The 23,325-nt window shown below is 64.3% G+C and carries 15 protein-coding genes; all 15 read left to right on the plus strand.

The window, feature by feature from the left end; all coding sequences use genetic code 11:
• Position 1: 1 nt before the first annotated feature.
• The 15 genes from ISS97_RS11025 to ISS97_RS11095 all read left to right on the plus strand — a co-directional run bounded on the left by ISS97_RS11025 (position 2) and on the right by ISS97_RS11095 (position 23,307).
• Entirely contained in the window at positions 2-1,600 is a 1,599-nt protein-coding gene (locus tag ISS97_RS11025; protein WP_379986645.1) for an aldehyde dehydrogenase family protein, read from the plus strand.
• Positions 1,597-2,796, plus strand: a complete 1,200-nt coding sequence (locus ISS97_RS11030; protein ID WP_379986644.1) for a M24 family metallopeptidase — start codon at positions 1,597-1,599, stop codon at positions 2,794-2,796. The genes ISS97_RS11025 and ISS97_RS11030 overlap by 4 nt, the downstream gene beginning before the upstream one ends.
• Before the next feature lie 184 nt (positions 2,797-2,980).
• Entirely contained in the window at positions 2,981-4,738 is a 1,758-nt protein-coding gene (locus ISS97_RS11035; RefSeq protein ID WP_379986643.1) for a DUF885 domain-containing protein, read from the plus strand.
• Positions 4,739-4,806: 68 nt separating this feature from the next.
• Positions 4,807-6,216 (plus strand): amino acid permease, encoded by a 1,410-nt coding sequence (locus ISS97_RS11040; RefSeq protein ID WP_379986642.1) that lies wholly within the window; start codon positions 4,807-4,809, stop codon positions 6,214-6,216.
• Between the two features lie 541 nt (positions 6,217-6,757).
• A complete protein-coding gene (locus tag ISS97_RS11045; protein WP_379986641.1) occupies positions 6,758-9,121 on the plus strand; it encodes a twin-arginine translocation signal domain-containing protein in 2,364 nt (787 codons plus the stop codon).
• A 333-nt stretch (positions 9,122-9,454) separates the two neighbouring features.
• Complete coding sequence (locus ISS97_RS11050; protein ID WP_379986640.1) at positions 9,455-11,416, plus strand: glycoside hydrolase family 127 protein; 1,962 nt, start codon at positions 9,455-9,457, stop codon at positions 11,414-11,416.
• Between the two features lie 203 nt (positions 11,417-11,619).
• Complete coding sequence (locus ISS97_RS11055) at positions 11,620-14,529, plus strand: TonB-dependent receptor (protein ID WP_379986639.1); 2,910 nt, start codon at positions 11,620-11,622, stop codon at positions 14,527-14,529.
• Positions 14,530-14,775: 246 nt separating this feature from the next.
• The gene (locus tag ISS97_RS11060) at positions 14,776-15,879 is read left to right on the plus strand and encodes a Glu/Leu/Phe/Val dehydrogenase dimerization domain-containing protein (protein ID WP_311839154.1); all 1,104 of its coding nucleotides are present in this window, start codon (positions 14,776-14,778) and stop codon (positions 15,877-15,879) included.
• A gap of 149 nt (positions 15,880-16,028) precedes the next feature.
• Positions 16,029-16,388, plus strand: coding sequence for a type II toxin-antitoxin system RelE/ParE family toxin (locus ISS97_RS11065; RefSeq protein WP_379986638.1), 360 nt, complete (start codon positions 16,029-16,031; stop codon positions 16,386-16,388).
• A gap of 12 nt (positions 16,389-16,400) precedes the next feature.
• The gene (locus ISS97_RS11070) at positions 16,401-16,700 is read left to right on the plus strand and encodes a helix-turn-helix domain-containing protein (RefSeq protein ID WP_379986637.1); all 300 of its coding nucleotides are present in this window, start codon (positions 16,401-16,403) and stop codon (positions 16,698-16,700) included.
• A gap of 41 nt (positions 16,701-16,741) precedes the next feature.
• On the plus strand, positions 16,742-18,898 hold the full coding sequence (yccS, locus tag ISS97_RS11075) for a YccS family putative transporter (RefSeq protein ID WP_379986636.1): 2,157 nt from the start codon (positions 16,742-16,744) through the stop codon (positions 18,896-18,898).
• 298 nt (positions 18,899-19,196) lie between these two features.
• A complete protein-coding gene (locus tag ISS97_RS11080) occupies positions 19,197-19,466 on the plus strand; it encodes an acyl carrier protein (RefSeq protein WP_379986634.1) in 270 nt (89 codons plus the stop codon).
• Between the two features lie 15 nt (positions 19,467-19,481).
• Positions 19,482-20,270, plus strand: coding sequence for a glycosyltransferase family 2 protein (locus tag ISS97_RS11085; RefSeq protein WP_379986632.1), 789 nt, complete (start codon positions 19,482-19,484; stop codon positions 20,268-20,270).
• Entirely contained in the window at positions 20,258-20,947 is a 690-nt protein-coding gene (locus ISS97_RS11090; RefSeq protein WP_379986631.1) for a LolA family protein, read from the plus strand. The genes ISS97_RS11085 and ISS97_RS11090 overlap by 13 nt, the downstream gene beginning before the upstream one ends.
• Positions 20,944-23,307, plus strand: a complete 2,364-nt coding sequence (locus ISS97_RS11095) for an MMPL family transporter (protein ID WP_379986630.1) — start codon at positions 20,944-20,946, stop codon at positions 23,305-23,307. The genes ISS97_RS11090 and ISS97_RS11095 overlap by 4 nt, the downstream gene beginning before the upstream one ends.
• The last annotated feature ends 18 nt before the right edge of the window (positions 23,308-23,325 follow it).

Raw genomic sequence — 23,325 nt, forward strand, 5'->3', positions numbered from 1 at the left:
GATGAACGTGCAGCCTCTGCTGATCGAAGGCGACTGGCAGTTGCCACGTGAGCTGGTGGGCACGCTTCGCGCCGAAGATCCCACCACCGGCGAAGCGATCGGCCCGGCCTTCCCTATCGTCGGCGCGGCGGATGTGGAAGCCGCGCTGCGTGCCGCGGTGGCCGTGGCGGATGAACTCGCCGCGACACCACCGGAACGCATCGCCGCTTTCCTCGAAGCCTATGCCGATGGCATCGAGGCTGACGCCGACACACTGGTCGCGCTCGCGCATGCAGAGACTGCCTTGCCCAAGCAGCCGCGCCTGGCCGCGGTGGAATTGCCGCGCACCACTGGCCAGCTTCGACAGGCCGCCAAGGCGGTGCGCAGCTATGCATGGACATCACCGGTGATCGACACGGCGGCCGGCCTGCGTTCGCATCACGCGCCGCTGAGCAAGCCGGTGCTGGTGTTCGGGCCGAACAATTTTCCGTTCGCCTTCAACGCCATCGCCGGCAGCGATTTCGCCTCGGCTATCGCGGCACGCAATCCGGTGATCGCCAAGGCACATCCCTCGCACCTGGCCACCAGCGAACGGCTCGCCCAACTGGCACTGGCCGCGCTGCGCAAGAGCGGTCTGCCATCGGCGTCCGTGCAGATGCTGTATCACTTCGACCACGAGATCGGCGCGAAACTGGCTGGCGACGCGCGTCTCGGCGCCATCGGTTTCACGGGCAGCCGCGCGGGTGGGCTGGCGTTGAAGGCTGCCGCGGATGCGGCCGGCATTCCTGCCTATGTGGAACTGTCCAGCGTCAATCCGGTGTTCTTGTTGCCTGGCGCGTTGGCGGAACGCGGCGAAGCTTTGGCGCAGGAGTTCTTCGCTTCCTGCACGATGGGCAGCGGCCAGTTCTGCACCAATCCCGGCGTGGTGATCGTGCCGCGCGATGAGGCGGGCGATGCGTTCGTGGCCGCCGCCACCGCGCACTTCGCGAACGCGGCGGCAAGCGTGCTGTTCTCGCGCGGTGTGCTCGACCACCTGCGCCAGGGCATTGCCACGCTATGCGCGGCGGGCGCTGAAGTACTCGCCGGCGGCGAAGCTGCCGCGCCCGGCTATCGTCACGCGCCGACCCTGCTCAGCGTCGATGCCGCGCAGTTCCTGCGCGCCCCAAAGGCCCTGCAGACGGAGGCGTTCGGCCCGGCGAGCCTGCTGGTGCGCGTTGATGATGTCGCGCAGATGGCGCAAGTGGCCGCCGCGTTCGAGGGCAACCTCACCGGCACGCTCTACAGCGCTACGAACGGCAGCGACGAGGAAACCTGGACGCGAGTCGCCCATGCGTTGCGCCCGCATGTCGGCCGCCTGATCGGCAATCGCATGCCGACCGGCGTGGCGGTGAGCCCCGCCATGAATCACGGCGGCCCCTATCCCAGCACCGGCCATCCCGGTTTCACCGCCGTCGGCATGCCATCGGCCATCCGCCGCTTTACGGCTCTGCACTGCTACGACCATGTGCCGGATCACCAGCTCCCGGCGGAACTGCGCGATCACAACCCTGGTGGCGTGGCGCGCTGCATCGATGGCTGCTGGTGCATTGACGATCTAGACCAGGGAGCACAGCACGCATGACGCAAATCGGCGGTCTCGATATCGCGCAGGCCAGGACCAGCCTGAAACCCTGGACTGCCGTCGCACCTGCAATTAGCGCGGACGAATACCAGCAACGTACTGAACGCGCCCGCGCCCTTCTGCGCGAACAACAAGTCGATGCCGTACTGATCACCGCCGGCACATCGCTGCGCTACTTCACCGGCGTCGCCTGGGGCGCCAGCGAGCGCCTGGTCGGCATGCTGCTCACCGCCAGCGGCGATCCCATCGTGATCTGCCCTGGCTTCGAAGTCGGCTCGTTGACCGCCGTATTGCGCATTCCCGCCGACGTGCGTCTGTGGGAAGAGCACGACAACCCGCAGCAACTGGTGGCGGACGCCATGCGCGAACGCGGCGCCGGCAGCCTCGCGCTCGATCCGGCCGCGCCCTACGTGGTCGCCGAGCGATTGCGCGCAGTGCTGGGCGGCAAACCGCTGAGCGATGCAAGCGCCATCGTCGACGGCTGCCGCATGTGCAAGTCACAAGCCGAGCTGGCGTTGATGAAACAGGCCACGGCGATGACCTTGCAGGTGCACCGCCTTGCCGCCGGCCTGATGCGCGAAGGCATCAGCCGCACCGAATTGGTGCGCTTTATCGACGACGCGCATCGTGCGCTCGGCGCGGACAACGGCTCCACCTTCTGCATCGTGCAATTCGGCCAGGCTACGGCGTATCCGCACGGCATCCCTGGCGAGCAGTACCTGGCCGAGGACGAACTGGTGTTGATCGACACCGGCTGCACGGTGCAGGGCTATCACTCCGATATCACCCGTACCTATATCTTCGGCCGTGCCAACGCGGAACAACAGCGGATCTGGGAACTGGAACAGGCAGCGCAGCGCGCGGCCTTCGAAGCGATTCGCCCCGGCGTGCATTGCGAGACCGTTGATGCGGCGGCCCGCGCTGTGGTGGAGCGTGCCGGACTGGGCCCGGATTACCGCCTGCCAGGCATTCCCCATCGCACCGGCCATGGCTGCGGCCTGAGCATCCACGAAACGCCTTACCTGGTGCGCGGCGATCAGACCGAACTGCGCCCCGGCATGTGTTGCAGCAATGAACCCATGATCGTGGTGCCCGACCGTTTCGGCGTGCGTCTCGAAGATCACTTCTACGTCACCCAGGAAGGCGCTGCGTGGTTCACCCCGCCCTCGCCCGCCATCGACCAACCCTTTGCGTAGGAGCCCACCCTGTGGGCGACAAACCGGCAGGACTGCCGGTTTGCACGGCGAAAGCCGCCCATAGGGCGAGGGCCATGGATGGCCTGAGTGAAACGGCCCGGAAGGGCCGCGCTCTTGAATAGCTGCCCTGCTGCGCAGGGCTTTCGCCCACAGGGTGGGCTCCTACAAGAGATCGGATTGCGCCATGAACAAGTTGATCGTCAGCCTGAGCTGTGCCGTCTGCCTCGCCATCGCCGCCGTGCAGGCGCACGCCGCCGACGATACAAGCGCCCGCTTCCGCGCCGTCTACACGCAGGAATGGGCATGGCGCCAGGCGCAATTCAAGGGTGCGGATGACGAAGACAGCCAGGGCGAGGCCGCCGACCATCTGCCCAAAGTCGATGCGGCGACACAAGCAGAGCGTGAGCGCTATTGGGCCGAAGTGCTGAAGAAACTCGACGGGATCTCGCCGGCGCAACTGCATGGCGACGATCCAGTCAACTACGCGGTGTATCGCAATCAGATCGAGACCTTGTTGGCCGATCAGCGCTTCCGCACCTGGGAAATGCCGTTCAACAGCGATACGGCGTTCTGGACCAATCTCGGCTTCACCGCACGGCATCCGTTGCGCACCGCGGAGGAATACCGCCGCTATCTGCGCCAGCTGGATGACATTCCGCGTTACTTCGACGAACAGATCGCGAACATGCGCGCCGGCCTCGCCCGCGGCTTCAGCGTACCGCGCGTGACGCTGACCGGACGCGATCAGTCCATCGCCGACGTGGTCAACGCCAAGGGCGACGACAACCTGTTCTACACCCCGTTCCGCCGCATGCCGGCGCTGATCCCTGCCGATGTGCAGGCGCAATTGCGCGCACAAGGCCGCGAAACGATCCAGCGATCGGTGATCCCCGCCTACGCCAAGTTGCTCGACTTCATGCGCAACACCTACATGAAGCAGGCGCGCACGACCCTTGCCGCCGAATCCATGCCGAACGGCAAGGCGTTCTATCGCACGCAGATTCGCGAATTCACCACGCTGGACATGAGCCCGGAAGCGATTCACCAGCTCGGCCTGAAAGAAGTCGCGCGCATCCGCCAGGAGATGGACCAGACCATCCGCGACAGCGGCTTCAAGGGCAGCTTCCCCGAGTTTCTGCACTACCTGCGCACCGATCCGAAGTTCTATCCGAAGAGCGGCGAGGAACTGCTGAAGGACGCGGCATGGGTCGCCAAGCGCGTGGACGGCAAGATCGATCGTTACATCGGCCGCCTGCCCCGCCAGCGCTTCGCCATCGAACCGGTGCCGGCCGATCTGGCGCCGTTCTACACCGGCGGACGCGGCGGCCCGGGTATCTATCTGGTCAACACCTACGACCTGCCCTCGCGCCCGCTGTACTCGTTGACCGCGCTCACGCTGCACGAATCCGCACCCGGCCACGCCATGCAGATGCCGCTTGCGGCCGAGCATGAGGGGCTGCCCGATTTCCGCCGCTACACCTATATCTCCGCCTACGGCGAAGGCTGGGCGCTGTACTCCGAGCGCCTGGGCGTCGAGATGGAGATGTACGACACGCCTTATGACCGCTTCGGTTATCTGAGCTACCAGATGTGGCGCGCCTGCCGGCTGGTCGTGGACACCGGCATCCATCATCTCGGCTGGACGCGCGAACAGGCGCAGGCCTTCATGCGCGACCACACTGCGCTGAGCGAACACGAAATCGAAACCGAAGTGGATCGCTACATCGCCTGGCCCGGACAGGCACTGTCCTACTACCTCGGCGAACTCGCCATCGTGGATGCGCGCGCCAAGGCCGAGAAAGCGCTGGGCGAGCGGTTCGACATCCGAGCCTTCCACGACACCGTGCTGTCACTGGGATCGGTGCCGCTGCCCGTGCTGCAGCAACAGGTGGATGCATTTATAGCGAAGGGCGGGAAGTCGCCCTACGCCCAGGAGAAATAAGCAGCTTCAGGGAACACAACAACAAAACGACACACTCAAAAACTGCACGCTGTTCCGGGGAGGAACCGATGGGCCTGATCAACGACATGGCGCGGCGCAAGCCGGTGGAAACCTTGCAAGGCGAGGCGGCGAAAAGCGGTAGCGGCCTGCACCGTGTGCTGGGCTTGTGGCAACTCACCGCCATCGGATTGGGCGGCATCATTGGCGTCGGGATCTTCGTACTTACCGGCACCGTCGCAGCGACACAGGCCGGACCGGCGGTGCTGATCTCGTTCCTGATTGCCGGCATCGCCAGTGCGGCCGCGGCGCTGTGCTACGCCGAGTTCGCCGGACTGATTCCCGTCTCCGGCAGTGCCTACACCTACGGCTACGCGGTGCTCGGCGAGTTCGCGGGATGGATCATCGGCTGGGATCTGTTGCTGGAATATGCGCTGATCGCGGCCGTGGTGGCCGTAGGCTGGTCGGGTTATGCGCAGGCGCTGCTGGATGCGTTCGGCATTCCCTTGCCGGTGTGGGCGCGAGGTGCATGGGGCAGCGCGCCGGGATGCGTGGTGAATCTGCCCGCCATCCTGATTTCGCTCGCCATCACCGCCCTGCTTGCCATGCGCATGGAATGGGGCGCGCGCTTCAATACCTTGATCGTCGCGATCAAGATCGCCGGTGCCGCGCTGATCGTGATCGCGGGCGTTGCCTACGTGAAGCCGGAGCGCTGGCATCCCTTCATGCCGTTCGGCATGCACGGCGTGGTGACGGGTGCGGCCGTGGTGTTCTTCGCGGTGTTCGGCTACGACATGTTGACCACCGCCGCGGAGGAATCGCGCAATCCGCAGCGCGACCTGCCCCGCGCGGTGCTGCTGTCGCTGGGCATCGCCATGCTGCTGTATTTCGCCATCTGCCTGGTGCTTACCGGCATCGTGCCCTACACCACGCTGGACAATGCCGCACCGGTGGCCGGTGCGTTCATCCAGATCGGTTTGCCGTGGGTAATGGTGGTGATCTCGCTGGCTTCGGTCTGCGGTATCACCAGCGTGATCTTCGCCAACCTCATGGCCGGGGCGCGCATTGGTTTCAGCCTGGGGCGCGACGGGCTATTGCCCGCGTGGTTCGCAGGCGTGCATCCGCGCTGGCGTACACCGCATCGTTCCACCGTACTGCTGGGTGGTGTTACGGCGACGGCGGCGGGGCTGTTTCCGCTGGATGAGTTGGCGAAGCTGGTGAATATCGGGGTACTGGGGGCCTTTATCGTGATCTGCACGGCCGTGGCGGTGTTGCGGTGGCGGCAGCCGGAGTTGCATCGGCCGTTTCGGACGCCTTGGGTGCCGGTGGTGCCGGTGATTGGGGTGGGATTTTCTTGTTGGCTGATTTGGGGATTGCCCACTATCACCTACCTGCGTTTTGCCATTTGGCTGTTGCTGGGTTGTGTGCTGTATTTCGCTTATGGACGGCGTAATAGTCGGCTCGCTATGAGCGCTGCTTGATGTGCGGTGCTCGTGACGTTGCTGCCTACTTCGTCATCCCTGCGTAGGCAGGGATCCAGTGGTGGTGTCGCTCGGTTTTAGCGTCTGCGTGCCCTGGCCGCTTATGCAGCGGGCATTTCGGACGCCTGCCGGCGCCCGAGTTACTTTCTCTTTGCTGGCCCAAAGAGAAAGTAACCAAAGAGAAATGGTCTAAGAGCAGGCGACGAGCTCTGTAGCTACGCATCTTCCAGTGCCAGACGTCTGGATCATTTTCCCCAGGGCTGATCGTCCTGCCCTCGCCTCTGTACCGACGAACTTTAGAGCCAGATCAAGAACTGCCGCGGCTGCGGCGCGACTCGCTTCATTGCAAATGTGCGGGATTCCGCATGATGGTGGTTGGATCGATGCAAGACCACGAACCTGCCGCATGGGAATCTGAGTTTCGGCCCGCGTACGGAAGCCACCTCCCCCTCTTCCGCCTGTGTTTTCGGGCGCGTACGCGGGCTTTCTTTTATTGATGTAGCGCGATGGAGTGGCGCGATAGCACAGGGGTCATTAGCCGATGGATCGACGTCGTTTTCTGCAGGGTCTTGCCGCTACCGGGGCCGTGGCTGGCGTGGTCCGTTGGACGCCGGTCCAGGCTGTCGCGCTCCAGGCGCCTCTAAGCGGTGCGCCACTTGCCGCGCCGCCGCGTGTACCGGTTGCGGCGGTATCGACGGCGGGTCACGTCCAGTTGGAAGGTTTCGGGATCGACGGGGCTGGCTGGCGTGTTTTCGAAGATCTGCGCGATCCTGATGGCGCGATCACCCTGCTCGGTCCTGACGGCGGTTGTGTGCTCGGTAAACGCACCGAAGCCTGCCACGCTTCGGGCGAGCCGCCTTATCTCGGCATGACGCTCGCGCAGGTGGCACTCGCGGATGCGGATCTGCTCGCAGACCGTTTGCTGAGTCGCGGTGAACCCGATCCGGAGCAGGTCCGATTGGCGGCACCGCCGCTGGCTTCGAAGCTCGATCCCAAGGACTACGCCGGCCGGCTGCCCTGGACCACCTTCGTCGGCACGGTGCAGAGCGCGGATACGATGCCGGTGTTTCCCAATGGCCGTACGCGCACCTTCCATCCGGAACAGGACGTGGCTGCGTTGCGCGACGAAGCGCTCGCCGTGCGTCGTCGCGAAGGCCTGCTCGGCGGGTGGCTACCAGCGGTGCACAAAGTGTTTCCCTTGGGCGATGGCCGTTGGTACGACGTACTAGTGTTTGCCGATGTCGATGCCGACGATCGTTTCGTGGTGCAAACCTGGCATCGCACCGCGCTGATCGAGCACGGCCGCATGCGCGAAGTGCGCTTTGGCCACAGTTATCCGGCTTATCCGCCGCGTCGCAAGGAGCCCTCGGCCGCTGATTTCTACCGCGCCCTGCTGCGTTTTCACGATGACTGGCAACGGCGGCTCGCCGATGTCTGCGCGGCCAGCCTGCCCGATGCGAGCTGGCGCGACATGGCGCGCTTCGCCTTTGCCCGCGAACTGGTGGTGCGCCCGGGCGGCAGCTATCCGAAATACGGTGCAGTGGATCGCGACTACTACGGCAACGAATACGACGGCTTCCAGGACACCTTCACCAGCTCGCTCTACGCCAACCTGGAATGGGGTCGCTTTGCGCAGGCGGCGACGGTACTGGACGGCTACTTCACCGACTTCGTGCAACCCGACGGCATGATCAATATGCGCGGCGCGGAGACCGGCCAGTTCGGCCTGACGCTGTCGCTTCTTGCGCGCTATCTGCGGTACACCGGCGACGTTGCCCTGCTGCGCAAGCATCGCGGCAAGATCGAAGCGACCGTGCAGATCCTGCTGGAATTGCACGATGCCAGCCTGAAGTTGCCGGCCAATGATCCGGGCCATGGTTTGATCCACGGCTGGAACGAGTCCGACGCCTGCCTGTTTCCCGAGCCACAACTGTGGTGGAAGCCCTACTACGCCAACAGCGCCCTCGCCGCGCGCGGGCTGCGGGATCTGGCGACGGCCTGGCCTCAGATCGCCGGCCACGACGACAGCAGCGCGCCACGCTGGCGCAAACGCGCCGACATGCTCACCGATCAGGTCGTACGCAGCCTGCGCGCCCATATCCGCCACGATCTCAAGCCGCCCTACGTTGGCCCGCTACCCGGCGCGAAACTCACCTTCCGCGAATCGCTGTTGAAGGAGAAGCCCAGTGAGCAGCAGTGGCCACATCGTGCCTATGCCGAGTTGTTGCAGGCCGATGTGCTGCCGGATGACCTCGCGCATCTGGTGATTGATTGCATGCGTGGCCACGGCGCCACCAGTCTCGGGGTCGTGGCCAATGTGGCGCCTCCCAGCGCGGAGAACCGCGACATTCTCGGCTTCATCTCCTACGGCTATGCGCAGCAGTTGCTGCGCCTGGGACGCATCGACGAATATCTGCTGTTTCTCTACGCGCATCGCTATCACGCGCATACGCCGGGCAGCTGGACCGCTGGCGAGGTATCGGACCTCAGCGGCGGCATGCCGCTGTTCTGCATACCGGCGCAGCTCACCATTCCGCTGCTGCTGCGGTGGATGCTGGTGTTCGACGACAGTGCCGGCGACACGCTATACCTCGCCCGCGCGGTGCCGCGCCGCTGGATGGCTGGCCGGGAGCCCATCGCCATCGCCGATGCCCCGACACGCTGGGGTCGGACCAGTCTGCAACTGCAACCCGATGGAAACGGCGAGATCACGGCGGATGTGACGCTTCCGGCGACTTCCGCCCCCAAGTCCATATGGCTCAGCCTCCGCGTACCAGAAGGCAAACGACTCGGCGCCGTGGCAGTGGACGGTGCAACAGCCGGCACTCATGACCTGAAGGACGATGCGGTCCGCCTGCGCGGCGAACCAGGCCAGCGGCTGCACATCACCGCCCTTTTCATCTGACACCGTTCCTGTAGGAGCGCACCCTGTGCGCGAAGGCCATGCGCGAGCATGGCCGTGTTTTTGCCCTGGAAAAACAGGCAACCTACGATTCAGGGCTTTCGCCCACAGGGTGGGCTCCTACATGTCATTGCATATAGACGTCTAAATTTTTAGCAGCATCGCGCCACGTTCATGTAGAAAACCACCACTGTGCGGAATTCCGCATTTCACGGCCGCAAATGACACAAGACGGGTTGCTTATGTGACGGCAGGATGAAAGCGCGCATCGGGGGATGCATGCGATGTACCAGTGCCACAAGTTAGGTACGAGGCCATACGAACGGGGAGCAGTGCATGCCGCAAGGCGTTGATCATCGCAGGCGATTTCTCAAGCGCGCCACCGCGGCGCTGGCTTCGCTCACGATCATGCCGAAGGTGTTCGCACTGGCGCCCGACCTGGCCGATGCCAGCACCCCGGCCGACACCGCGCTCGGTCTCGGCCCGCGTGAACAACCTGTGCGCCGCATGCAGGCGTTCGCTCTGAATCAGGTGCGTCTGCTGGACAGCGACTTCTCGCGTGCCGCTGCGATCAACCAGCGTTATCTGCACAGCCTTCCCGTGGATCGCCTGGCGCACAGTTTCCGCGTGCAGGCCGGCATCGCCTCCACCGCGAAACCGCTGGGTGGCTGGGAGAAACCCGACTGCGAACTGCGCGGGCATTTCAGCGGCGGCCACTATCTCTCCGCGGCTGCGCTGGCCTATGCCACGATGGGCGATCAAGTGCTGAAGCAGCGCGGCGACGAGCTGGTGGCCGCGCTGGCTGCCTGCCAGCAGCCGAATGGCTATCTGAGCGCCTTTCCCGAAAGCTTCTTCGACCGCCTCAGCAGCGGGCAAAAGGTGTGGGCACCGTTCTACACCATCCACAAGATCCTGGCCGGCATGCTCGACATGTACACGCATACCGGCAATGCGCAGGCGCTCCAGGTCGCCATCGGCGTCGGTAACTGGACGGTGCGCTGGCTCAATGGTTTCTCCGATACCGAGGTCGCGCACATCCTGAAGACCGAGTACGGCGGCATGAACGACGCGCTGTACGAGCTGTATGCGATCACCGGCAACGAGCGCTATCGCGAAGCCGCGCACCGCTTCGACCAGGCGTCGCTGTTCGAGCCGCTGGCCGCGCACCGCGACGAGCTGCAAGGCCTGCACAGCAATACACAGATCCCGAAGGTGCTCGGCGCCGCGCGCCGCTACGAGCTCACCGGCGAGCCACGCTACCGGCGCATCAGCGAGTTCTTCCTGGAAACCGTCACCGAGAACCGGACCTACGCCACCGGTGGTTCCAGCAACGACGAGTTCTGGAAAACCGGCCCCAGCGATCTGAAGGGCCAGCTTGGCTTGTATAGCGCCGAATGCTGCGTGGCCTACAACCTGCTCAAGCTGACCCGTCACGTCTATGCGTGGAATGGCGATCCGCGCGCCTTCGATTACTACGAGCGAACGCTCTACAACGCTCGCCTCGGCACCCAGGATGCCGACGGCATGAAGCTGTACTACTACCCGCTGCAACCCGGCGCCGCGAAGTTCTACAACTCGCCGACCGACTCGTTCTGGTGTTGCACCGGCTCAGGCGCGGAGGAGTTCGCGCGCTTCAACGACAGCATCTACTTCCGCGACGGTCGCGACCTCTACATCAACCTGTTCATTCCTTCCGAGCTCGACTGGCCGGAACAGAAGCTGCGACTGCGCCAGGAAACCGCTTTCCCGCGCGAACCGCTGACGCGCTTCGAGATAAAGCTTGCCGCGCCGGCACAGCTCGCCCTCAACCTGCGCATTCCCTCCTGGATCGCCGCCGGCGCGCGCGTGCGCCTCAATGGCCAGGCACTCGATGTGTTCGCCTCGCCCGGCAGCTACCTCACGCTGAAACGGGAATGGCACGATGGCGATCGCGTCGAGCTCGACCTGCCGATGCAGCTCTATAGCGAAGCCCTGCCCGGCGACGACGATCAGCGCGCGATGCTCTATGGCCCGCTCGTGCTGGCCGCTCGACTCGGCAGCAAGGGCCTGACCCACGACATGCAGTACTGCGGCTACGACGCCGCGCCCAAGCCCGAACCCAAGCCATGGCCCGCGCCTCGCGTAATCGCGGAGAAGACCGCGACGACCACGTGGCTGCGCGTGATCTCGGCGCAGGAGCTCCGCTTCGAGGCGGCTACCCGCGATGGCAACGTCGCCGTGGCGCCCCTGAATCAAGTGCACGGTGAACGTTACGCCGTGTACTGGCAAGTCGAACCCGGCGCGCCCAGCAGCGGCTGAGCACGCAACCTCCGTCGCCGCTGCGACGGATGCATGGACGGCTACCGGCGCGCGCACGCCGGTAGCCGTCACCCAGTGAACGCAAAGCCGGGCCTGGCCCGGCACGGCCCACTGTTGCCCATGGAAGGCGAAATGCCCGTCGCGGGGCTCGCTTCAACCGCGGCACCGCCCGATACCAACTAGCCGCCCACGCGAGGAATGCCATGCTCCCGATCTCCCGCCCGCCCGCCCCTTATCGATCCTGTCGACCTTCAGCGCCGCTGGCTCAACGCGTACTCAGCTACACCGTCAGGATCGCACTCAGTTCCATCCTGCTCGGCGCAGCCGCGCACGCCTATGCGCAGGATGCCAGCGTCAACAGCGAAGGCTCGAATCCGGAAGCCGCCAAGAATCTCGAAGGTGTCACCGTCACCGGCTCGCGCATCCGTCGTGTGGATGTGGAAACCGCCAACCCGGTGGTGACCATCGACCGTTCGCAGATTGCCGCCACCGGCAAGGCCACGCTCGGCGATCTGGTGCAGGACCTGCCCTCCATCGCCGGTAACGCCACCAACGCCAGCACCAACAGCGGCGGCGGTACCGGCGCGGCGACCATTTCGCTGCGCGGCCTCGGCGACAAACGCACGCTGATTCTTGTCAACGGCGTGCGCCTTGCCTACAACGACGTCAACAGCATTCCGTCCAACATGATCGATCGCGTCGAAGTGCTGAGCGACGGCGCCTCGGCGATCTACGGCTCGGATGCGATCGGTGGCGTGGTGAACTTCATCCTGCGCGACCGTTTCGACGGCGTGCAATTCACCACGGATTTCGGCGAAAGCCGGCACAGCGACGGCTTTCGCCGCAACTTCACCTTGACCGCGGGACACACCGGCGCGAACGGCAGCATCGTGGCCGGCATCAGCCACCACTCGATCGATGCGGTGCAGGCGGGCAACCGCGGCTTCTCCCGCGACGCGCTGAACCTGACCGACGGCCAGGTCGTCTATAGCGGTTCGTCGGCCACGCCGGTGGGCTCGATCACCCTGCCCAGCGCACTGGCCGGCCAGCTCGGCTGCAGTTCGCGCGTGTCGCTCAATCCGGGCGTCACGGGTGCCACGTCGCTCAGCGACTATCACTGCTATTCGCGCGCCGATACGTACAACTACCAGCGCGACAACATTCTGCAGACGCCGCAAGAGCGCAACAATTTCTTTGTGCTCGGCAGGTACAAGCTGGCCGACCATCTCGAAGCCTACGTCAACCTCTACTACACCAAGACGCAATCGGATTCCGAACTGGCGCCGATCCCGATCTTCGCCAACGGCGATAACTTCCTGGTCTCCGCGGACAACTACTACAACCCGTTCGGGGTCAACTTCGGCACCGACCGCGCCACCGGCAACAGCTACGGCAACTACAACACACGCATCACTACGCTGGGGCATCGCCGCTACGTCTACAACACCTACAACACCCAGATTAATCCCGGCCTGCGCGGTAGCTTCGGCGACAGTTCCTGGCAGTGGGATGCCGATATCAACTACGGCAACATGCGGCAGAAATCGATCAACTACGGTTTCCTCGACTACGCCAAGCTGGAGCAAGCGCTGGGGCCGTCGTTCCTGAGCAGTAGCGGCGCGGTGACCTGCGGCACGGCGGCCAACCCGATCGCCAACTGCACGCCGATCAACATCTTCAACGTCGCCGACCCGTCCACCATCGCCGCGCTGAAAGCGATCCAGGTCAATCCTGTTGCGACCACGCGCTACACCGTGAAGCAGTTCGAGGCCAATGCCAACGGCGATCTGTTCGCCCTGCCCGCCGGCACGGTCAATCTGGCGGTCGGCATGTCCTACCGCAAGGAAAGCACCTCGACCCGTACCGATCCCGGCGCCGTCGCCGATCTCAATGGCCTGTGCGGTGTAGTGGAGTTCTGTACCACGGTGCTGTCCGGCAGCTTCAACGTGAAGGAAGCCTATGCGGAAACCCTGATCCCACTGCTGGCCGACGAGCCGTGGGCGCACTCATTGAACCTGACCGTCGGCACGCGCTACTCCGACTACAGCAGCGCTGGCAACACCACCAATAGCAAGGTCGCACTGGAATGGCGTCCGATCGAAAACCTGTTGCTGCGCGGCACGGTTTCACAGGTGTTCCGCGCGCCGAACATCAACGAACTTTATGCCGGTATCGGCGGTGATTCGCCGACGGTCAACGATCCGTGCAACTTCTACACCGGCGGCCACGCCAGCGCCTGCGCCAATGTGCCCACCAATGGCAGTTACCAGCAGGCCAACCCGCAGATCGGCGCCAAAACCTCTGGTGCGATTGCCGCCGGTTATCAACTGAAGCCGGAAAAGGGCAAGTCGTTCGACTTCGGCGTGGTGTATGACCCGCAATGGTTGCCGGGCCTGTCGTTGAGCGCGGATGTGTGGCGCATCAACCTCAACGACACCATCACCTCGATCTCGGCGCAGACGGTGCTCAACCAGTGCTACTCCAATGCATCGAGTCCGTTCTGCAGTTTCATCCATCGCCTCAACACCGGCGATATCGACTACGTCGCGGAGCCCACGGTCAACCTGGGTTCGCTGTCGACCAAGGGCGTGGACAGCAGCATCGCCTATCGCTTCGACCAGACGCGCTTCGGCCGCTTCAATGTCAGCCTCAACAACACCTATGTGGCCCGCTACGACATCAACCCGAATCCAGCCGATCCGTCTTCGGTGACCATCCATAACGCTGGCAAGTACACCTACGCCTACGGCGATTTCCCGCGGTGGCGCAGCCTGGCCATGTTGAACTGGAGTCTCGGTCCGTGGAGCGCCAGCTGGCGTGTCCGCTACATCGGGCGCACCCAGATCGGCAGCGCCGATGAAAATCAGCAGCTGTCGGCCGATACCGATCGGTCCGCCGTGGTGCGCAGGATCGGCGCGTACACCTACCACAGCATCCAGGCCGGTTATAACTTCGAGAAATGGCACACCCGGCTGGATCTCGGCATCGACAACATCGCCGACAAGCAGCCGCCGCTGTTCTATCAGAACAACGTCACCAACTCGAATACCGATGTGGCGACTTACGACGTGATGGGCCGCTACTTCTGGGCGCGCGCCACGCTGACCTTCTGATCCCATGGCAAGGATAACGGCCGGCCGCGGGGCCGGCCGTCTGGGCCTTGGACCCGCCCCGTGGAAGTGCCCGCCGCTGCTGCGTTTGCTGCGTCGCAGTGTGGAGGTTTCCGATCAGGTACTAGACTACGCCGTCCAATCGACGCCCCCAGCCGCCTTTGGGAGCGATGATTGCCAGGTTTTTCAGTGCCTTGGCCGGATCACTCCCCTAAACCCGGCATTCCTACCCACGGAGTCAAGCGTTCCATGATTTTCGAAACCATCGCCAACACGGGCCACGAAGAAGTCGTCTTTTGCCATAACAAAGACGCCGGCCTCAAAGCCATCATCGCGATCCACAACACGGTGCTGGGCCCGGCCCTGGGCGGCCTGCGCATGTGGCCGTACAAGACCGAGCAGGATGCGGTGAACGACGTGCTGCGCCTGTCGCGCGGCATGACCTACAAGAACGCCGTGGCCGGCCTGAACCTGGGCGGCGGCAAAGCGGTGATCATCGGCGATCCGTCGAAGGACAAGTCGGAGGCGCTGTTCCGCGCGTTCGGCCGCTTCGTCAACTCGCTCAACGGCCGCTACATCACGGCCGAGGACGTCGGCATCGACGTCAACGACATGGAATACGTGTTCCGTGAAACCGAATACGTGACCGGCGTGCACCAGGTGCATGGCGGCTCGGGCGACCCGTCGCCGTTCACCGCGTTCGGCACCCTGCAGGGCCTGATGGCCGCGTTGCAGGTCAAGCACGGCAACGAAGACGTGGGCAAGTACAGCTACGCCGTGCAGGGCTGCGGCCACGTGGGCAGCGAGTTCATCAAGCTGCTGCGCGAACAGGGCGCCAAGGTGTTCGTCACCGACATCAACAAGGATGCGGTGCAGCGTTGCGTGGACGAGCTGGGCTGCGAAGCCGTGGGCCTGGACGAGATCTACGACGTCGACGCCGACGTGTACTCGCCGTGTGCACTGGGCGGCACGCTCAACGAGCAGACCATCGACCGCATCAAGGCCAAGATCATCTGCGGCGCGGCCAACAACCAGCTGGCCACCGATTCCATCGGCGACGAGCTGACCCGTCGCGGCGTGCTGTACGCGCCGGACTACGCCGTCAACGCCGGTGGCGTGATGAACGTGTCGCTGGAAATCGACGGCTACAACCGCGAGCGCGCGATGCGCATGATGCGCACCATCTACTACAACCTGGGCCGCATCTTCGAGATCAGCAAGACCGAGAACGTGCCGACCTACAAGGCTGCCGACCGTCTGGCCGAAGAGCGCATCAGCTCGATCGGCAAGATCAAGCTGCCGCACATGGGCAACGGCGCGCCGCGCTTTGCCGGTCGCATGCGCGGTCAGTAAGCGCAGCTCCTCACGCCCGCCCGGCTTGCCGGGAGACGTGTATCAAAGAAGCCCGCCCTGGCGGGCTTCTTTATGCCGCACAATATCCAAGTATTTGCATATATATCTAAATGTTTGTATAACTCCCGCTGTAAAGGAGATCGCCTTGCATGAAGCAGCTAGCCTTTCTTGGATCGGCCCTTGATGATTTAAAAGATTTCCCCGTCGATGCCCGTCGAGAGACCGGATATGAGCTGCATCGAATCCAGAATGGACTTGACCCGCATGACTGGAAACCCATGACAAGCGTGGGTGACGGAGTGCGCGAAATACGTATTCGGGATGAAGCAGGTATCTATCGCGTTCTTTACGTGGCGAACATTGGCGATGTGGTCTACGTGCTGCATGCCTTCAACAAGAAGACGCAAAGAACTGCCAAATCGATATCGATCTGGCCCGGAAACGGTTCAAAGAGATCAGGTAGTCCTCAGCTACATCACCCTCTCGTGCAAGACCTGTCCCGTATTTGAGGAATGACTACGATGCCCCGTCCCAAACGCGACGATTCGAAGATCACCCACTCCAGCGGCAACGTATTCGCCGATCTCGGCTTTTCCGAACCGGAAGCCACGGTCCATAGAATGCGCTCCGAGCTGATGATCGAAATCGAGAAAATGATTCAGGCGCGGCATCTGACGCAGACCGACGCCGCAAAAATTCTCCAGGTGAGTCAGAGCCGCATCTCCGATCTTCGCCGAGGCAAGGTCGAAAAATTCAGTCTCGACATGCTGGTGACCTTTGCGTCGCGAATGGGCAGGTCCGTTCTGATGAAAGTAGCGTGACCCAAGCCTGGGATCCGCATTCATCTGCGTTGGGATCGGCGATGCCCCGCTCTCCTCTTATCGACCGTTGGCGCCGCTTGCGCGGCTCCGACCGCTTCGCCGAATGCCTGCGCGTATTTCTCGCGCTGGGCGGTGTGACTCTGTATTGCCTGGCGGTGGGCCGCTTTGCCGATGCCATTCCGGCGCTGCTGGGCGTGATCGCCTGCGCCCTCGCGGAAACCGAGGATCATTGGCGCAGCCGGCTGGGCACGCTGCTGATTACCTTGGTGTGTTTCACTGTCGCCGCATTCGCCGTGCAGAGGCTGTTGCCGTATCCGCCGCTGTTTGCGCTCGGCCTGCCGCTGGCGACGTTCGGACTGGTCATGCTCGGTGCGGTCAGCGGCCGCTACGCGACTATCGCTGGTGCGACCTTGCTGCTCTCGGTCTACACCATGATCGGCACCGATGCCGAAACGCATCCCGGCAGTCTGCGCGAACCAGCGCTGCTACTGGCCGGTGCCGCCTGGTATGGCGTGCTGTCGCTGCTATGGAGCGCGCTGTCGCCGCAGCAGGCGGTGCGGCATGCGCTGGCGCGCACCTTCGATGCGTTGGCGGATTATCTGGAAGACAAAGCGGCGCTGTTCGCGCCGGTGCACGGACTTGATCGCGAGGCCATGCAACCCGGCCTGGCCATGCGCAACGAAAAAGTGGTGCAGGCCTTGAATGAAACGCGGCTGGTGCTGATCGACCGTATCGGTCCGCGCCGCCCGCGCGGCTCCACTGCGGCGCGGTTGCGCCTGTATTTCACCGCGCAGGACATCCATGAGCGGGTGAGCTCCTCGCACTATCCGTACGATGCACTCGCCGAAGCTTTCTTCCATAGTGATGTGCTGTTCCGCTGCGAGCATCTGCTGCGCCTGCAAGCCGGCCTGTGCCGGCGCCGCGCCGATGCACTGCGCCAGCGCATACCGTTCAAGGGCGACAACGGCGCCGGCGCGGCGCTGGAGGATGTGTGCACGTCGCTGGAAACACTGCATCGACAAGCTCAGCCGCCAGCCGCCGATTTGCTGCGCTCGCTCGACGCACTAGTGCGCAATATGAATGCGATCCAGCAACTGCTCTCGCATGAGGCGCCGCTGGCCGCACCGGCCGAGGGCGCGGAAAGCGCCCTGCAGGATCCCGGCCCGCAAGATCTGAGCGAGGCATGGGAACGCATTCGTATCCAGTTCACTGCACGCTCGTTCCGCTTCCGCCATGCGCTGCGCCTGGCCCTGGCGCTATTGGCCGGCTATGGCGTGCTGCATCTGGTGCACCCGCGTAACGGCTACTGGATTCTGCTGACCACCTTGCTGATCTGCCAGCCGAGTTACGGCGCCACGCGGCGCCGTTTGCTGCAACGCGTGGCCGGTACGCTGGTGGGCCTGGTCGCGGGTTGGGCGGCGCTGCGACTGCTGCCGTTCGGGCCGGCCCAGGTGCCTTTGCTGATCGTCACCGGCGTGGGCTTCTTCGCCATGCGCCATCGCCAGTACACCACCGCCACCGCCGCGATCACGCTGTTCGTGGTGCTGTGCTTCAACCAGGTTGGCAAGGGCTACGAAGTGATGTGGCCGCGCCTGCTGGATACCTTGATCGGCGCGGGCATCGCGGCGCTCGCGATCCATTTGATCCTGCCCGACTGGCAAGGACGACGGCTCAGTCAGGTGCTGGCCGACACGCTGCACTGCGACGCGCGCTACCTGGCACGCATCCTCGGCCAGTACGCCAGCGGCAAGCGCGATGACCTCGATTACCGCATCGCCCGCCGCGACGCACACAACGCCGACGCCACGCTGAGCGGTGTGCTCTCCAATATGCTGCGCGAACCGGGACGGCATCGTCAGGGCAGCGAAGCGCTGCTGCGTTTTCTTGGCGCGGCGCACAGCCTGCTCGGTCACCTCTCGGCGCTGGGCGCCAACCGGCAGGCGCTGATGCCAGGAGCGGCGCGCGACATGATCACTCGTGCCGGCGAACAGACGATCATGGCGCTGGAACGGCTGGCGCAGGCCCTCGCCACGCGCAGCGCCGCAACGCCGAACGGACACGAACCCGCCATGGCCGAGGCGCTCGGCACCATCGACACCGATGACGAAACCGCACGCCTGGTGTTGGGCCAACTCGCCCTGGTGCTCGCCCAACGCGACCGCCTTGCCGCGCTTGCTGAAGAACTTCCGGCCGAATAGTCAGCGCCTGAAAGACCTGTATCCAGCAGCGGCAGCACCCAACCGATGGCCTGGCTGGGCTGCCAGCCACCCAAGTTCTGCTAGAATCCATAGTAGAAATTGAAAAATGTAAGGCTTTGCCTACAAAGGCAAAGTGGAACAGGGGACCCGCCTGGCGGGTAAAAGAATGCAACGGGCTTTCGATCACGGCTACGTCCTGCCGGACGCCGTCGCGTCTCCGTGTTGTTTGCACAGGAGCGGCCGGCGAGGCGCAGTACGACGCGACAGGGACGTAGCGGACGCACGGGACTAGGGACTTATGAGCACGACCATGGCAAGCGGCATCAGCGACGAGGACATCCTGGCCCGTCTCCGGCAGGTGTTGCACGACACCTTCGAGATCGAGCCGGCCCGCGTGACGCCATCCGCCCATCTTTTCACCGACCTCGAGCTCGACAGCATCGATGCCGTCGACCTGGCCATCCAGGTGCAGGACATGACCGGCACGCGCATCAAGCCGGAGGATTTCAAAAGCGTGCGCACGGTGAGCGATGTGGTCGCCACCGTCAAAACGCTGCTCGACCGCTGATCCGCGCCTTCGCCGATGCAAGCGCGTGCAGCCGCAGCCGCCGGGGCATTCCTGCCCTGCGCGCTGATTCCCATCTATAACCATAAGGACACGATCGCGCGCACGGTGCAGTCGCTGCGCGGCCATGGCCTGCCGGTGGTGATCGTCGACGACGGCAGCAACGCGGCCACGCGCGAGGTGCTCGACGCCTTGGTGCTCGATCAGCCGGATCTGCACCTGCTGCGTCTGCCGCACAACCAGGGCAAAGGCCGCGCGCTCACTGCCGGGCTGCTGGCGGCGTGCGAACTGGGCTACACCCATGCGCTGCAGATCGATGCCGACGGTCAGCATGATGTGGCCGATGTGCCACGCTTTCTCACCGAAAGCCGCAGCGATCCGCGCGCCCTGGTCTGCGGCAAGCCCGTCTACGACGACAGCGTGCCGCGCGCGCGTTTGTATGGTCGCTACGTCACGCATGTATTCGTATGGATCGAGACGCTGTCGCTGGCGATCCAGGATTCGATGTGCGGCTATCGCCTGTATCCGCTGGCGGCCACCTGCGCCGAGATCGCACGCAAGCCGCTGCCAGCGCGGATGGATTTCGACACCGAGATTGCGGTGCGCCTGATCTGGCGCGGCCTGCCGGTGCGCAACCTGCCGACGCGGGTGATCTATCCGGAGAACGGGCTTTCGCATTTCCGCATGTGGCGCGACAACCTGCGCATCTCGGCGATGCATACCCGGCTGCTGCTTGGCATGCTGCCGCGCGTGCCGCTGCTGCTATGGCGCCGTGTGAGTCGCCGGGAGGCGTCATGCGCGATATGAATGAGGGCCGGCATCCCTGCCGGCGAAAGTCAAAAAGCGGCCATCCATGGCCGCACTTCTCAATAACTGCCCTGCTTTGTTGGGTTGCACTCTGTTGTACGACGCTGAGTGCGCAGGCACAGGAAGCCAGCCTGCTGCAGCACATCCTCGACGAACTGGGCAGCCATACCAGCGTACGCGCCACGTTCACCCAGAGCCGCGAAAATCCGGCGCTGACGCAACCGCAGGTAAGCCGTGGCCAGCTGCTATTCGTGGTCGGCAGGGGCATGCTCTGGCAAGTCAACGATCCGTATCGCGAAACGCTCGCGCTCACCGGCGGGCGCACCGCGCGGGTCGATGAACAGGGCCTCGCGCAACCGGTGCGCGGTGGTGACCGCGGCGTGGCGCAGGTATCGCAGATGCTGCAGTCCATGCTATCGGGCAAGCAGGAAGACGCCCTGCGCCAGTTCGATATCCGGGCCGAGGGCAGCACAGCGCGCTGGACGCTGCGCTTCACGCCGCGGCAGGAACGCATGGCGCGCGTGCTCCGGCACATCGATCTGGATGGCGATCGTTTTCTGCAAGGTATCCATGTCGAATTGCAGAGCGGCGAGAGCACGCAGATCCGTTTCGCCGACACCCGCGACGCCGGCGATCTGAGCCCGCTGGAAAAACGCTCACTGGGCATGCCCCCGTGAGCCGGCTCACCCCGCCTCTGCGCGCCCTGCTGTTCAGTGCCTTCGCACTGCTGGTGACGGGTCTCGGCGCATGGTTGTTATTCGGACGCGGGACCTCTCCGATCCAGACCGACCTGCTAGCGATGCTGCCGGCCACCGAACGCCATCCGCTGGCCGAGGCCGCGGTGGAACGCCTGGCGCATGCCAACGGCGACCGCATGGTGCTACTGGTGGAGCATGCCGACGACGCCATTGCGAAAGAGGCCGCACGCGAACTGGGCAAACAGCTCGCGGCCGATCCTGCGTTCGCCGCGATCACCGCCGAGCTGCCACCGTTCGATCTGGATCAGCTGATCGCACCGTATCTCGCGCATCGCTTCCACTTGCTGACCGATGCCGACCGTACAGCGCTCACCCAGCCGGGCTATGACGCGGAGCAGGCGCTGAAGCATCGCCTCAACGAGCCGTTCCTCGCCGGTATCGGCGTGAAGCTGCAGGACGATCCTTTCGGCTGGCTGCAGCACTGGCTCGACCTGCAACCCTGGAGCCGCTCACCGCTGCTGCCCGAAGACGATCTGCTTACCGCGCATCGCGACGACCGCACCTATGTCATGGTGATCGCCACACTGCGCGGCTCTTCTTATGACGATCAGGTGCAGCGCGCCGCGCTGGCGGCGCTGGCGCGTGCCGAGCAAGCCGTGACACACAATCATCCCGGCATGCAGTTGCTGCGCGCCGGCGCGGTGTTCCATGCCGCCGAGGCGCGCGCGGGTGCCGAGCACGACGTGCATGTAGTGGGTCTCGCATCGACGCTTGGCATCGCGATATTGCTGCTGTGGACCTTCCGCTCGCCGCGCCCGCTGCTGGTAGCGTTTCTCTCCACCGCCATCGGCGTGATCTGCGCGCTCACCGCTACCGTGCTGCTGTTTGACCAGGTGTACCTGCTGACCCTGGTGTTTGGCGCGGCACTGCTCGGCGAGGCGGTCGACTACTCCATCCAGTATTTGTGTGCGCGCGCCAACGCCGGTCCTCGCTGGCAGGCGATGCAGGGCGTGCGTCAGGTACGTCCCGCCCTGTTGCTGGCCCTGGCCACGTCGCTGCTCGGCTATGCCCTGCTCGGCCTGATGCCATTCCCCGCGCTGCGCCAGATGGCCTGCTTCGCCATGGTCGGCATGCTCGCCGCGTGTTTCAGCGTGTTCTGGTTGCTGCCCGCGTTGTTGGCCGCGCCGGCAACGAAGCCGCTGTCGCCGATATTGGTACGCGGCGCGCTTGCCTTGCAGACGCTGGCCGGACGGCTCGGCATCGGCCGGCGCGGCGTGCTGGCTATCGCACTGTTGCTGCTCGTTGCTGTGCCGGGCTGGTGGCGGCTTGGGCATGACGACGACATCCATCTGCTGATCTCTCCGCCAGTCGAACTCAGCCGGCAGGAAGCGCGCATCCGCAATATCGCCGGCATCGGCAATGGCAGCCAGTTCTATCTGGTGCATGGCGACGATGCCGAACAGGTGCTGCAACGCGAGGAAGCATTGGAAGCACGCCTGCAATCGCTGGCGCAGAACGGACAGCTGGAAAGCTGGACCGGCGTAGCCGGCATGCTGCCTTCGGCGCGCCGCCAGCAGGAAAACCATGCGGCACTCGCGCCACTGTTCGCATCGCGCGCGCAACTGGAAGCACAGCTTCAGCAAGCAGGGCTTCGTACCGATGTCGCCACGGCGTATCTCGATACCTGGCCCGGCCAGCCGCTTACGCTGACGACATGGCTGACACTTCCGGTATCCACACCGTTCCGCTATCTGTGGATGGATCAAGGCAAGGACGGTATCGGCTCGATCGTGCTGCCGCAGGGACAGGATGATGTCGCCGTGCTGCGCGCAGCCGCCGAAGGCCTGCCGGGCGTGGAGCTGGTCGACAAGCCGGCCAGCATTTCCACGCTGTTCGGACGTTATCGCGAATACGCCAGTATCTGGCTGCTCGCCGCATTCGCGCTGGTCGCGCTGGTGTTCGTGTGGCGCTACGGACGCGCCGCGCCGCGCGTCATGGCGCCGCCATTGCTGGGTATCGGCCTCACGCTCGCAGCCCTTGGCTACCTGGGCCAGCCGCTGACGCTGTTTCACTGGATGGCGTTGATGCTGGTGCTTGGCGTGGGCGCCAATTACGCGGTGTTCCTGCACGAAGGCGAACCGCATGCGGCGCATCTGCCCGGCGCGACTTACGCTGGCGTGCTGCTGTCAGCGGTCACCGCCCTGCTCTCTTTCGGCCTGCTGGCACTGAGTTCAATGCCGGCGCTGCAACACTTTGGCATCACCTTGTTACTGGGTATCGGCTTCACGGCACTGCTGGTGCCGGCGGCGCGGCCCGCTCGCGAGTACGTATCTGCATGAACATCTTTTTCTTCCCGC

This window comes from Dyella koreensis (assembly GCF_044904565.1).
In the GTDB taxonomy this organism is placed as follows: Bacteria; Pseudomonadota; Gammaproteobacteria; order Xanthomonadales; family Rhodanobacteraceae; genus Dyella_D; species Dyella_D koreensis.